The following is a 14304-nucleotide window of genomic DNA, read 5'->3' on the forward strand; positions in this document are numbered from 1 at the left end:
GGTCGTTATAAATGTTCTCTATATAAAAACAAGTATTATACGGATTTACCTTCTTTTTCTTTATAAACAAAAAGAAAGTTTCATTCTATGCATAAGGAATCCCCCTCATTCAAAGGGGGATTCCTTATAGTTGTTCTTTTAATTTTTTCAATGCTTCTGCAGCAGCTTGTTGCTCTGCTTCTTTTTTCGACTTACCACTACCAAGACCTAAAGCTACGTTATTTAACGTAACACGTGACACAAATTCTCGATTGTGAGCTGGTCCTTTTTCTTGCAAAATTTGATACTCAACATTGCCACTGCCATCACGCTGAATCAATTCTTGCAACTGACTCTTATAATCCATCACATGAGAAAAAGCACCCTCATTAATTTTCGGATATACAATTTCTTTTAAGAATTCCCAAACTGTTTCTAGCCCTTGATCAAGATAAAGGGCACCAATAAACGCTTCAAAGACATCCGCTAATAAAGCTGGTCGTTCACGTCCACCTGTCATTTCTTCACCTTTTCCTAATAAAACAAGGCTGCCAAATGACAATTCGTTCGCAAAACGAACAAGAGATGGCTCACATACAATAGCTGCACGTAGTTTTGTTAACTCTCCTTCGCTCATTGTCGGATATTTTTGAAACAGATACTGTGATACAGTCAGTTCCAATACTGCATCTCCAAGAAATTCAAGACGCTCATTATCTTCATGCGGTTTTTTTCGATGCTCATTCACATACGATGAATGCGTAAATGCTTGAATCAATAATTTTTCATCTGTAAACGTAATACCTATCTTTTCTTGAAACACTTTAAATGCTTCACGATATTTTGTTTCGTATTTTTTTTCTCTATATTTTCGGTACGGCATAGGTCCCTCCAGATATAAGCCAGAAAGCCCCGCTAAAAAACGGGACTTCACTTAAGCATTATAGATGACTCTCTATGTAAGTCACAGCATCGCCAACAGTAGCAATCTTTTCAGCATCTTCATCAGAAATTTCCATTTCGAATTCATCTTCTAATTGCATTACAAGTTCTACTACATCTAGGGAGTCTGCTCCTAAATCTTCCTTGAAGCTTGCAGCTGGTACTACCTCAGTCTCTTCTACTCCTAAACGATCAACGATGATTTTTGTTACGCGCTCTAAAACATCTGCCATTCCATTCACCTCCCCTCAAATATTATATTAAATATTGACCAAAAAAACTAGGTGAAATCGATTCTTTTATTACATTACCATACCGCCATCAACATTTAACGTTTGACCTGTAACATATTTGCTTTGATCAGAAGCAAAAAACGTTACAGCATTCGCGATATCTTTCGCTTCACCAAATTGAGCAGCTGGAATAACTTTTAACATTTCAGCTTTAATATTCTCATCTAGTACATCCGTCATATCAGTCGCAATAAAGCCCGGCGCAATTGCATTCACAGTAATATTTCGACTTGCTAACTCTTTTGCAGATGTTTTTGTTAATCCAATAACACCCGCTTTAGCAGCAACATAATTAGCTTGCCCTGGGTTTCCTATAACACCCACAACAGAAGCGATATTTATAATTCTACCGTGACGTTGACGCATCATATAACGAGATACTGCTTTTGTACATAAGAATACACCTTTTAAGTTTGTATTAATAACTGTATCCCATTCTTCTTCTTTCATACGCATTAATAAATTATCTTTTGTTACACCAGCATTATTTACAAGAATATCAACTTGTCCAAATGTATCTACTGTTTGTTTCACCATATTTGTAACATCATCAGCATTTGCAACATCTGCTTTTACCGCAATTGCATCAGAACCTAATTTCTTAATTTCATCTACTACTTCATTTGCTTTTTGTTCATTACCTGCATAATTTACTACTACATTTGCCCCTTGTTTCGCTAAATCGATCGCAATCGCGCGACCAATTCCACGTGAAGCGCCAGTTACTAATGCTACCTTCCCTTTTAACATCAGTTTTCTCCTCTCAAATTTGAAATGGTATCTTTTAATGTCTCTTCATCATATATCACATATGCTTTCACTGATGAATCAATTGACTTCATAAGTCCAGCAAGTACTTTTCCAGGCCCAATTTCAATAAATGTATCTACTCCCTGCTTCACCATACATTCAATAGACGGGTACCATAATACAGGCGAATAAAGCTGTTCGATTAACTTTTCTTGAATGTCGGCACCACGTGTAATAACATCCGCCGTAACATTTGCAATAACAGGAATATTCGTATCATGAATTGTAATTTCATTTAAAACACTTTGGAACTTCTCAGCTGCCGGCTTCATAAGTGAAGAATGGAATGGCCCACTTACTTTTAGTGGAATTGCTCTCTTTGCACCATTTTCTTTCGCTCTTTGAGAAGCAACCTCTACGCCTTGCTTCGTTCCAGAAATTACAATTTGCTTCGTACTATTCATATTAGCGATTTGCACTGCATATCCTTCACTTGTTACTTCTTCTGTAACTTGTTTCAGCATATGTGGGTCAGCACCTAATATAGCTGCCATTGCACCTTCCCCGCCCGGAACAGCTTCTTCCATATATTCCCCGCGTTTCCTTACAGCATATATCGCATCTTCAAAAGTTAATGCACCAGCTGCTACAAGAGCGCTATATTCACCTAAACTATGACCAGCGACAAAGTCAGGTGTAATGTCATACTGTTTCAAAGCTGTCAAAATAGCAAAACTCGTTGTTAATAATGCAGGCTGCGCATTTGTTGTTAATGTAAGCTTTTCCTGCGGTCCTTCAAAAATCACTTCTGAAAGTGAATCTTGCAACACCTCATCTGCTTTTGCAAACACTTTTGCAACCTCTTTATTATTCTCTGCTAATTGTTTACCCATTCCAACTGCCTGTGAACCTTGGCCCGGAAAAAGAAATGCTATTTTTCCCATTTCAAATCCTCCTCTTATTGGAGTGACTCTTTCTCCATTACGCTTGAAATCGTAGGAATTACTTCTTTCGCTACCATTTCTCTCGTTTGACGAATCGCACTAAATACCGACTGGTCATTAGAAGAACCGTGAGCCTTAATGACAGGTGCTTTCAATCCAAATAATGCAGCTCCGCCATACTCCGAATAATCCATTTTATCTTTTAATACCATAAGTTTTGGCTTTAATACCGCCGCTGCTAATTTGCTCGTAAATGAACTCATTAATTGTTCTTTCAACATAGAGAATAGCGCAAGTGCTGTTCCCTCTAATGATTTCAACGCTACATTCCCTGTAAAACCATCACATACAACAACATCTGCTACACCTTGCAATAAATCTCTTGATTCAACGTTCCCAACGAAATTAATTGGCGCATCTTTAAGCATTGCAAATACTTGCTTTGAAAGCTCGTTTCCTTTTCCATCCTCTGTTCCAACGTTTAATAGTCCAACGCGAGGATTTTCAATTCCTCTTACCTTCTCAGCATAAACAGATCCCATTACTGCATATTGATATAAATGAATTGGTTTTGCATCAACATTTGCTCCAACATCTAACATAACAAAACCTTTTCCATCTACAGTTGGCATTGTAGGCGATAAAGCTGGTCGCTCAATTCCTTCCATACGACCGACAACAAATAATCCAGCTGCCATTAAAGCTCCTGTACTACCTGCGGATATACAAGCGTCTGCTTCTCCATCCTTTACTTGTTGTGCCGCAAGCACCATTGAAGCTTGTTTTTTTCGACGAACCGCTCTTACTGGTTCCTCCGTTGATTCTATTTTTTCGTCTGTATGAAGAATAGTAATTCGTTCATCACTCGTTAAGTATTGACGAATTTCCTCTTCTTTCCCTACTAACGTAATATGTAAATCAGAATATTCCTTAATAGCTTTCATTGCCCCTAATACTACAGCCTTTGGAGCGTGATCTCCGCCCATTGCATCTATTGCGATTTTCATAAGTTGTTACCTTCCTCACTATAATTACTAGATCGATACATTTCAAAAGTGCCTGTAAAAACAAGTTCTTCTCCAACGAAGCTACGCACTTTGACAACCGTCCGTCCCTTATCATTCTCTACATCTTCAACGCGCGCTTTTGCAACAACACGCTCTCCTAATTTTACAGGGCGAATGTATCGAATGGTAGACTTTGCAGTTAAAGCTAATTCTTCATCAATAACCGCAACAGCTAGTGAGTTTGCTTGCGCAAACAGATGATGCCCACGGGCAATTTGATTTCTTTTAAATACATGTTCTACCTTTACTTCAAAGATAGAGATTGCATGTCTATCTAATTCAATATCAATAATTTCTCCAACAACCTCTTCTAACGGTAAAGATTTCACATCTTCTTCATGTTGCTTTGTAGCTACATGTTTAATTCTCTCTCTTAATTCAGGAATAGACAATTCCATACGATCAAGTCGTACTGTTTGTATACTCACTTGAAATTTTTCCGCTAAATCTTCATCCGTAATAAAAGGATTTGATTCGATTGTTTGTTGTAATAACTCTTGTCTTTCTTTTTTACTTCTTCTTTTTTTCATACCGCACCATCCATTTTTATGACTAGGTACTAACAGTAGTATATAATCATTAAAAGTAGAATGCAACAAAAACTTTTGTTGACTCCCTTTAATCGAGCTTCTCTCCTTGGAACACACCTGTCCCATCAAGATACGTACGCAAGGCAGCGTACTGATCATTGTGCCAAAACGCTTCTGAATCTACTAGTATCGCCGCATCTTGCCTTGCTGTTTCTAACGCTCGATAATCATGTACCATGTCAGCAACCTTAAATTCTGGTAAGCCACTTTGCTTACTCCCAAAGAAATCTCCAGGACCTCGTAATTCTAAATCTTTTTCTGACAATACAAATCCATCATTTGTTTCAGTCATTATGCGCATTCTTTCTTTCCCTGTTTCTGATTTAGGGTCTGCTATTAGTAAACAATATGATTGCTCACTACCACGGCCGACACGCCCTCTAAGCTGATGAAGCTGCGATAAACCGAAACGTTCTGCATCATAAATAACCATTACAGTCGCATTCGGTACGTTCACACCTACTTCAACAACTGTTGTCGATACAAGAATTTGCACTTTATTTTCACTAAACTGTCCCATTATCTCTTCTTTTTCCTGAGACGATAATCTCCCGTGCATCAATCCAACTTGGCATTTCCCTTGGTAATGATGCGTCAGCATACTATGTAAGTCGATAGCATTTTGCACATCAAGTTTCTCAGATTCTTCAATTAGAGGACAAATAACGTATGCCTGTCTTCCTTTTTTTATCTCCTTTTCAACAAAACCGAGAACGCGATCTAACATATCACGTTTTGCCCAATATGTTTCAATCACCTTTCTACCTGCTGGCATCTCATCGATTATCGAAACATCCATCTCTCCAAATGCAGTAATTGCAAGCGTACGCGGAATTGGTGTCGCTGTCATAAATAATACATCTGGACTTTCACCTTTCTCCCGTAAAACTCGGCGCTGCGCTACACCAAATCGATGCTGTTCATCTGTAATAACGAGACCCAACCTATGAAATATAACTTCATCTTGAATTAAGGCATGCGTTCCAACAAGAATATCTATTTCTCCTTGTTCTAACTTCGCTAAAATTTCTCGACGTCTCGCACCTTTAACAGAACTTGTTAACAGTTCCACCTTCATACCAAAATGCGAAAACGTTTCAGCAAGCGACTGATAATGTTGCTCAGCTAAAATTTCTGTAGGAACCATTAAAGCACCTTGATAATGAGCTAATTTCGATGCATAAAGGCCAATCGCAGCAACAACTGTTTTCCCAGAACCAACGTCACCTTGCAATAGTCGGTTCATCCGATAAGGAGATGTCATATCTTTCAAAATTTCATCTACAACTCGGCGCTGCGCACCCGTTAATGGAAACGGCAGTGCATCGATAAATTCTTGTAATTCTACTGACGGAATCTCTTTCTTCGTCCCTTTTGAATTTTCCCTCTCCATTTTCCGGAGCGTTTGCATTTTCAGCTGAAATAAGAAAAATTCTTCATATACAAAACGGCGACGCGCTTGCTTCAAATCTTCCTGTCCTACCGGAAAATGCAATGCCCTAAGCGCTTCATATCTTGGTAATAATTTATATCGCCCTAACAAACCATCCGGTAACACTTCGACTATAGAATCTCCATATTCCTTTAACGCTTGAGCAATAAAACGACGCATCTGTTTTACTGTAAGTTTCCCCTTTACTGAATAAACAGGTTCCACTTCTTGTTGACGTACAACCGGCCCAAAATGAAGTTCTGATACAGCAATTGTTTGACGATGTTGATCCCATTTACCAGTAATCGTTACCGTTTCATCTAACTTTAATTTTTGCTTATAGTAAGGCCTATTAAAACATACCGCCGTAATTAAATAACGACCGACGAGAACACGAACTGTTAAACGCGATTTCTTCTTACCATAATATTGTAGCAAAGGAGCACTATGAATCTTCCCTTCAACCGTTACACGTTCATCATGCTTTACTTCAGCAAGATCTTTCATCGCATAATCTTCATAACGGTATGGAAAATGTTCTAATAGATGAGAAACTGTATAAATACCCATCTCATGTAGTAACTCAGATGTTTCTCCTCCGATCCCCTTTACATCCGTAACAGGAACTTGTACAACATCATTCAAGATTCTCACACCCCGTCACATTATTTTCTTTATTGCATTTTATTTGAGTACCAATTAGCATCTGTAATCGCTCTCTTTCACCTTATATATTCTATCATAGGCATTCTAAGAGAAACTACTCAAATCCCTTATATAAAACAAGTAAAAAAGAGCCTCACTATTAGCAGCAAGGCTCTTTTCTCTCTTCAATATGCTAGCCTTTTGAATAAAAACTAGTAATAAACTTCATATTACTACTTCTTATCCATTAGCAAGTAAGTAATCCATTTATTTTCAAAACGAATCTTATCTTATTCTACAGAGAAGATGAAAGAATACACTGGTTGGTTTCCAGCATGCACTTCTACTTCTGCATCTTCAAATTTCTCTTCTACAAATTCAACTAACTCCGCTACTTCTTCGTCAGTTGCATCCTCACCTTGTAGAATCGTTACGATTTCAGAATCTTCATCAATAAGCGCTTCTAGTAATTGCTTCGCAGCTCCTACTTTTTCAGCATTTGTAGATACAATTTTCCCATCTGCAATACACATGAAGTCATCTTTTTGAATTGCTACACCATCAATTTCCGTATCACGTACAGCATACGTAATTTGACCTGTTTTCACATGAGATAAAGCTTCTTGCATGTTTTCTTCATTCTCTTCTAACGTTCCAACTGGGTTAAATGCTAACATTGCTGCCATACCTTGAGGAACTGTTTTCGAACGAACAACAATAACTTCTTGATCTACAACTGATGCCGCTTGTTCTGCTGCCATTACAATATTTCCGTTATTCGGTAAAATAATGATTTTTTCAGCATTTGCTTCTTCAATTGCCTTCACGATATCCTCCGTACTTGGATTCATCGTTTGACCACCTTCGATAACTTTCGTTGCGCCGATGCTCTCAAATAAAGTTTTAATACCAGACCCCATAGCTACAGTTACGATACCATATGGTTGTTTTTCTTTCGATTGAGCTGGTTGTTCAGGAACCATAGTAGGTTCATCTAATAAAGCAGTATGCTGTTCACGCATATTTTCTACTTTAATCTTAATTAAACTACCGTATTTTTGCCCGTAGTTCATAGCGTCTCCAGGATGTTCTGCATGGATATGAACTTTTACAATTTCATCATCAGACACAACTAGTAGAGAATCACCATATACACTAATATCTTCACGGAATTTTTGTTCAGAGAAATTATGCTCTTTCACCTTTTCAGCCTCTAATTTCACCATGAATTCCGTACAATATCCATACTTAATATCTTCTGTACTCAATTGGCTTTGTACACTACGGTGATGTTCTGCGCGTACCATTTCATTCATAGATGGTTGCGTCGGTGCATCAGAAGAAATCGTTTCTCCTTTTAAGTCAGCTAAAAATCCTTCGTATACCACTACAAGACCTTTACCACCGCTATCTACAACGCCAACTTGTTTTAATACAGGTAATAAATCTGGCGTACGATTTAACGATGCGTTTGCTTCTTTCACAACGTCTTCCATAAACAAAACAAAGTCGCGCTGTTTTTTCGCAACTGTTACTGCATATTTACCCGTTTCTCTTGCAACCGTTAAAATCGTTCCTTCAATCGGTTTCATAACCGCTTTATAAGCCGCCTCTACTCCAGCTTCTAGTGCTGCAGCAAAATCAACTGTTGTTAATTCTTCTTTTTGTTCAATGGATTTAGAGAAACCACGGAACAACTGAGATAAAATAACTCCAGAGTTACCACGAGCTCCCATTAATAATCCTTTGGCTAAACTTACGCCGACTTTACCAGCATGCTGTGAAGGGTTTGCTTTCACTTCACGCGCACCTGAAGTCATAGATAAGTTCATGTTTGTACCGGTATCGCCATCTGGAACTGGAAATACGTTTAATGCATCAACAAGCTGAACATTGTTTGTTAAATTATTCGCTCCTTGCATGATCATTTGTGATAAACGTTTTCCATCAATTTTTTGAATTGACACAGATTTTCCTCCTTAATGCACATTACAAGTTTATTACTTTAACTCCTTGTACGTAGATGTTTACAGAATCTACTGCTAGTCCTACAGTTTGATCTAATGTATATTTCACTTTCGTCTGCACATTATGTGCCACTTCTGAAATTTTCGTACCATAGCTCACAATAATATACATATCAATATGTACTTCATCTTCATCTTTACGAACAATAACACCTCTAGTGAAGTTTTCTTTTCGTAAAATGTCTGTTAATCCATCTTTTAACTGATTTTTTGATGCCATACCTACGATACCGTAGCAATCTACCGCGGCACCTCCAGCAATTGTTGCAATTACATCTGTACTAATATCAATTTGACCGTACTTCGTTTTAATTTCAATTGACATCTCGTTTCCCCCTTCATAAATGGTGAAAGTGAGCTAGACTACTTTAGTTACTATCATATAATCTTTTTAAAGAAAATTCCATCGTTCTTTCTTTTCACTCTCATATTTTATGTTTTAAATTACACTTTTTTATGATGAGCAAAATAGTCCATTGTTATTATACAACATGTACCACTATAATATGTCAAGCAATTTTTATGGATTTCAACTTTTCTTCATTAACATATAGTGTCAAGTAAATTTTCTTGATTTCTTTTTTCTACGGTGTTGCATTCTCTTTTTAGTTGTGTTAAATTATAGTAGTGTTTTTAGCATCGCATAAAAGACTAACATTGAAAAATTACGTATGGTAAGGTATCAAGGGAGGGAAATATAAATGGCTCGTGTTTGTGCTATTACTGGAAGAAAAGCTCGTTCTGGTAACTCTCGTTCTCACGCAATGAACGCTACAAAACGTAAATGGGGCGCTAACCTTCAAAAAGTTCGCGTACGCATCGACGGAAAAGTTCAACGTGTTTACGTTTCTGCTAGAGCATTAAAATCTGGCAAAATCGAACGTGTTTAATAATAAAAAAAAGAGCCGATAGGCTCTTTTTTTACTATAACAATGGAAAAAGCACCGGTGATAGGTGCTTTTTTTAATCTTTTTTGAAGGTATTTAACATTGCACGAACTATTCCACCAAGAAATTTAGGTAACTTAATTGTATAAAATCTCATGGTTTCCCTCCTAATCCCCATTACTCCACTTGGTCACTATATGATGTAAGGAGCAAAATTGTTTCTTCAATCAGTGCTTCTTATCAACATTAATATGCCAGAAGTAAATGAAAAAGTACCTTTTTCCTCAACGAGTTCGTTACTAATACAAAGTGTTGATCCCCACTCTATTGTTTTATTAGTAAGAGGGTACTTAAAACCAAACAATGTAATCCCTTCCACTATTTCAGTAACTGGTACAAAAGATACATAAGGAAAATTTTTATTTTCTTCAATTATATGTGTACCCATTTTTTTAACTGTTATTTCATTTTTATTGTCCACAATACACATTTCTATCTCTACTTCTAACCCTTTTAAAAGCATCTGTATATTTGCCAAACCGTGATCAAGCCTTCCACCAGTAGCACCAAAAATACGAATTAGTGCCGGCTTCTGTTCTAATGCCCAGTTGATTGCAATTTCTAAATCCGTTTGATCTTTTTCCCGCGGAACAATATGTAATTCGTTCGTTTGCTGTCCCATCCATACTAATTCTTCTTCAGTAACTGAATCGTAATCTCCAAACGCAACAGCCGGGGTAATCCCTTTCTTTAATAGACGGTATACTCCCCTATCAACCGCTGCCCACACTACTTCCTCATTCTCGTATCGAGCAAAATCTGCGCAATATTCCGAAGGTCCTCCTGCCAAAATATGAATAATCATTTTTTCTTCTCCTTCCATTGTAAAAAGGCAATCTGCCATTCGGTAGATTGCCTTTTTACATATTTTTATCCTATCCTATAAATGCCTTACTAGGATAAAAGTTCATCACTACCCACGAATTACGCGAATTGCTTCACCGCGGTCTTTTTGATTGTATACTGCTGACCCAGCTACAAGTACATTTGCTCCTGCTTCCACACAAAGTCTTGCTGTTTCAGCATTTACACCACCATCAACTTCAATTTCCACTTCTAGATTGCGCTCTTTCACCATGTCTGCAACTTGTTTAATTTTCGGTAATACAGAATGGATAAACTTCTGTCCACCAAATCCAGGGTTTACTGTCATAAGTAATACCATATCTATATCTTCTAATACATGCTCAATCACTGAAACTGGCGTATGTGGATTTAATACAACGCCCGCTTTAATACCATGAGATTTAATTAACTGAATTGTACGATGTAGATGCGGACACGCCTCTACGTGAACAGTAATAATATCCGCTCCCGCTTGTGCAAAAGTCGGGATATAGTTATCAGGATTTTCAATCATTAAATGTACATCTAATGGTAATGATGTAATCGGACGGATTGCTTCTACAATTAACGGTCCAATCGTAATATTTGGTACGAAATGTCCATCCATTACGTCAACGTGAATGTAATCCGCTCCGCCCTTTTCTACATCTTTAATCTCTTCCCCTAATTTTGAAAAATCTGCTGATAAAATCGATGGTGCAATTTTAATCATAACTAATACCTCGGCTTTCTCTCTCTAATTTCTTCTACGAATTGTTTATAGTTCTTATAGCGATATTCTGTAATCTTCCCTTCTTCAACCGCAGCTTTCACCGCACATTTCGGTTCAGAAAGATGTGTACACCCTCTAAATTTACAGTATTGGCTCGCTTCTTTCAACTCTGGAAAACAATATGTAAGATCTTCTACTTCTATATCAATGAAATCTAGTGAACTAAAACCCGGTGTATCTGCTACAAGTCCACTCCCAATTGCAATTAATTCTACGTGTCTTGTCGTATGCTTCCCGCGTCCTAAATGGGAGGAAATATCATTTGTTTTCAGCTCTAATTCTGGACGTAGCACATTAAGCATTGAAGATTTCCCAACACCAGATTGACCCGCAACGACAGAAACACAATTTTCTAAGTATGGTTTTAATATATCAATACTTTCTGACGTATTAATAGAAGTAAATAAAACATCATAACCCATCTCACGATAATCATTCGCATAAGCTTCAACAGTTGCTTTCATCTTTTCATCTACTAAATCCATCTTGCTAATACAAATAATTGGCTTAATGTTATGATATTCAATCAGCACTAAAAATCGATCTAACAGTCCAGGATTAAAATCTGGTTCTACTGCAGAGAACACAAGGATCGCTTGATCGACATTAGCAATAGGAGGTCTAACAAGTTCATTTTTTCGATCAAACACTTCAAGCACATAACCTTCAGTTGGATTATCTGCCTGAAAAACAACTTGGTCTCCTACAAGTGGTGTAATTTTATTTTTTCTAAATACACCTCGCCCACGACATTGCGTAACCCCTTCTTCATGCTGCACGTAATAAAACCCACTTAAAGCTTTTATAATTTTTCCTTCTGGCATAGAATTCTCCTTTTTTGTATAAGGTGATGCTGAATTTAAAAATGAATGGATTTAAATTTTCCAAATAACGATTTCAAAACCTACCATATATACTTTCGCTAATATACATTGAATTTCCCATTAAATGCAAAAAAATATTTACAGCTGCATCACTTTACTAGCTTTTTGAATCATATATTTTTGCCTGCTATACCGTCCACTTTGTAGACAGCATAACAGGCAATAATAATAATAATAATAATAATAATAAGTAGACTTTCACTATTATTGAGTTGGATATGGTACTTCTTTATCAATAATCGTTACTCCATCCCGTACAATTTTATAGTGTCCCTTTGAACCTTCTTGAATTACAAATTCTAAAGAAATAGTCGCTGATTCAGTAATTGTTCTCGTTTCAACCGGTCTATCCATTTTTTGCTGCATGTCTTCTTTATAAATTTCTATTGTTTGCGGCTTTTTTTCACCTGTTACAGCAGGCTCATATGGGATAGAGATATTGTCCACTTTTATCGTTTTAGTCACTTTAGGCTTTTGACCATCAGAGATAATAATAGTTACTTTATCTCCCTCTTTTAATGGTGTACCTGGTTTTGGAAATTGCGAAATTACAAGTCCTTTTTCGACTGTATCTGAATACTCTCGTTTTATATCTGACGTTAGTTTTCTCTCATTCAAATAACCAGTTACACTATTTTCAGTCCACCCCGAAAAGTCACCTGGTCTAATTTGATAAGGACCTTTACTTACCCAGATTTTCAGTTCTTGCTCCGCTTCTATAACCATCTGATCAGGCGTCGGAATTTGTTCTACAATTTCACCTTTCGGCTTATCATTTTCAATATAATTTACCGTAACTTGTTTATATTTTTCTTCTAACTCAGCTTTTACACTCTCAAAGTTTTGACCTGTGAAATTTGCCATCTTACTTTTCTTTTTTCCACCTGATTGATAGATAGTAATTTTAGCGTTTTCTTTTACGACTCTTCCTGCTACAGGGTCCGTTTTTATTACATCCCCAACTTCAACATCATCTGTATATACAATATTAGGCTCCGTCACCTCAAAGCCCTTTTCTACTAATGTATTTACAGCTGTCGTGTATTTCATACCAGCCACATCAGGAACTTTCACATCTTTCGGAATAAATAATCCTGGAATAACCGTAAGTGCTAATGTTATTCCTATTGCTAAAAATAAAAATGTTGAAATTAAAACTTTAAGCCACTTGCTACTCCGTTTTTTCTTCTTATCTAACTCAGCTGCTTCTGCTCTTATCGGTTCTTCCACCTTACTCCCTTTTAAAACAATCGTTTCATCACTTACATTTTCAAATAATTGTTCTTGTTGAATAATTGGAATCGCTTTCGTCGCTTCCATATCTTCTGGTATGTAAAACGGTTGCTCATTTATCCTCTCTGGATATAGCGCAGTTTCAATATCTCGCTTCATCGCATTGGCAGATTGATATCGATGGAACGGATCTTTTGCAGTTGCTTTTAATATAATATTTTCAACACTTTGCGGAATATTTTCATTCCATCTTTTTGGTGATGGGATTTCACTTTGTAAATGTTTTAAAGCTATAGCAACAGCAGATTCGCCAGAAAACGGTTGTCTTCCTGTTAACAATTCAAACATAACTATCCCAAGAGAATAGATATCTGATTGTTTATTTGCTATCCCGCCACGTGCCTGTTCTGGTGATAAATAATGGACTGAACCGAGCACTGAATTTGTATGTGTAATTGTTGTTGCACTTGTAGCTGTCGCAATTCCAAAATCTGTTACTTTTATTATTCCATCAGCTCGAATTAAAATATTGTGCGGCTTTATATCACGATGCACAATTTCAAAATGATGGGCGTGTGCCATAGCGGATGTTAACTGCTCCATAATATCAAGAGCTTCTCCTATAGGTAACATCCCTCGCTCAATTATGTATTGCTTCAATGTTTGCCCTGGTACATATTCCATGACAAGATAGTATATACCATCTTCTTCTCCGACATCATACATATTCACAATATTTGGATGCGACAACGTTGTAACAGACTGCGCTTCTCGATGGAAACGTTTAATAAACTCTTCGTTATTTGAGTAGTCGAGTCTTAATATTTTTACCGCTACATCTCGGCCAAGTATATCATCATGAGCTAAATATACATTGGCCATTCCGCCACCACCAATCATTTTCAGCAGCTTATAACGGTCATTTAAGCGTTTTCCAATCAGCACGTTGCACT

At 37.1% G+C, this 14304-nt stretch carries 15 protein-coding genes; 1 reads left to right on the top strand and 14 read right to left on the bottom strand.

From position 1 onward, the window contains the following. Window positions 1–124: 124 nt before the first annotated feature. From rncS to NST27_RS18830, 9 genes are all read right to left on the bottom strand, one after another. Window positions 125–862: a ribonuclease III gene (gene rncS / locus NST27_RS18790; protein WP_001146875.1), complete on the bottom strand. Its 738-nt coding sequence runs from the start codon at window positions 860–862 to the stop codon at window positions 125–127. Window positions 863–920: 58 nt separating this feature from the next. Next, complete coding sequence (acpP, locus tag NST27_RS18795; RefSeq protein WP_000786062.1) at window positions 921–1154, bottom strand: acyl carrier protein; 234 nt, start codon at window positions 1152–1154, stop codon at window positions 921–923. A gap of 69 nt (window positions 1155–1223) precedes the next feature. Continuing rightward, window positions 1224–1964 carry a 3-oxoacyl-[acyl-carrier-protein] reductase gene (gene fabG / locus NST27_RS18800; RefSeq protein ID WP_000911768.1) on the bottom strand — a complete coding sequence of 247 codons (741 nt, stop codon included), beginning with the start codon at window positions 1962–1964 and terminating at the stop codon, window positions 1224–1226. Beyond that, window positions 1964–2908: an ACP S-malonyltransferase gene (gene fabD / locus NST27_RS18805; protein WP_000515909.1), complete on the bottom strand. Its 945-nt coding sequence runs from the start codon at window positions 2906–2908 to the stop codon at window positions 1964–1966. Before fabD ends, fabG begins: the two co-directional genes overlap by 1 nt. Before the next feature lie 14 nt (window positions 2909–2922). After that, a complete protein-coding gene (gene plsX / locus NST27_RS18810; protein ID WP_000684101.1) occupies window positions 2923–3915 on the bottom strand; it encodes a phosphate acyltransferase PlsX in 993 nt (330 codons plus the stop codon). Beyond that, the gene (gene fapR / locus NST27_RS18815; RefSeq protein WP_000747349.1) at window positions 3912–4505 is read right to left on the bottom strand and encodes a transcription factor FapR; all 594 of its coding nucleotides are present in this window, start codon (window positions 4503–4505) and stop codon (window positions 3912–3914) included. Before fapR ends, plsX begins: the two co-directional genes overlap by 4 nt. 88 nt (window positions 4506–4593) lie before the next feature. Then, window positions 4594–6642 (bottom strand): ATP-dependent DNA helicase RecG, encoded by a 2049-nt coding sequence (gene recG, locus NST27_RS18820; protein ID WP_001000814.1) that lies wholly within the window; start codon window positions 6640–6642, stop codon window positions 4594–4596. 290 nt (window positions 6643–6932) lie between these two features. Beyond that, window positions 6933–8609 (bottom strand): DAK2 domain-containing protein, encoded by a 1677-nt coding sequence (locus tag NST27_RS18825; RefSeq protein WP_000027129.1) that lies wholly within the window; start codon window positions 8607–8609, stop codon window positions 6933–6935. Between the two features lie 22 nt (window positions 8610–8631). Next, window positions 8632–8994: an Asp23/Gls24 family envelope stress response protein gene (locus NST27_RS18830; RefSeq protein ID WP_000021109.1), complete on the bottom strand. Its 363-nt coding sequence runs from the start codon at window positions 8992–8994 to the stop codon at window positions 8632–8634. A gap of 376 nt (window positions 8995–9370) precedes the next feature. Here NST27_RS18830 and rpmB point away from each other — a divergent pair, with 376 nt between their 5' ends. Then, on the top strand, window positions 9371–9559 hold the full coding sequence (gene rpmB / locus NST27_RS18835; protein WP_000124776.1) for a 50S ribosomal protein L28: 189 nt from the start codon (window positions 9371–9373) through the stop codon (window positions 9557–9559). Between the two features lie 73 nt (window positions 9560–9632). Here rpmB and spoVM read toward each other — a convergent pair whose 3' ends face one another. The 5 genes from spoVM to pknB all read right to left on the bottom strand — a co-directional run bounded on the left by spoVM (window position 9633) and on the right by pknB (window position 14296). Continuing rightward, complete coding sequence (gene spoVM, locus NST27_RS18840) at window positions 9633–9713, bottom strand: stage V sporulation protein SpoVM (protein ID WP_001213599.1); 81 nt, start codon at window positions 9711–9713, stop codon at window positions 9633–9635. A 66-nt stretch (window positions 9714–9779) separates the two neighbouring features. Continuing rightward, complete coding sequence (locus NST27_RS18845) at window positions 9780–10460, bottom strand: thiamine diphosphokinase (RefSeq protein WP_000752663.1); 681 nt, start codon at window positions 10458–10460, stop codon at window positions 9780–9782. Window positions 10461–10529: 69 nt separating this feature from the next. Beyond that, window positions 10530–11174, bottom strand: coding sequence for a ribulose-phosphate 3-epimerase (rpe, locus tag NST27_RS18850; RefSeq protein WP_000589974.1), 645 nt, complete (start codon window positions 11172–11174; stop codon window positions 10530–10532). A gap of 2 nt (window positions 11175–11176) precedes the next feature. Next, window positions 11177–12058, bottom strand: a complete 882-nt coding sequence (gene rsgA, locus NST27_RS18855; protein ID WP_001113932.1) for a ribosome small subunit-dependent GTPase A — start codon at window positions 12056–12058, stop codon at window positions 11177–11179. Window positions 12059–12322: 264 nt separating this feature from the next. Continuing rightward, window positions 12323–14296 carry a Stk1 family PASTA domain-containing Ser/Thr kinase gene (gene pknB, locus NST27_RS18860; RefSeq protein WP_000904751.1) on the bottom strand — a complete coding sequence of 658 codons (1974 nt, stop codon included), beginning with the start codon at window positions 14294–14296 and terminating at the stop codon, window positions 12323–12325. Window positions 14297–14304 lie beyond the last annotated feature (8 nt).

This window comes from Bacillus sp. FSL W8-0770 (assembly GCF_038008705.1).
GTDB lineage: Bacteria > Bacillota > Bacilli > Bacillales > Bacillaceae_G > Bacillus_A > Bacillus_A cereus.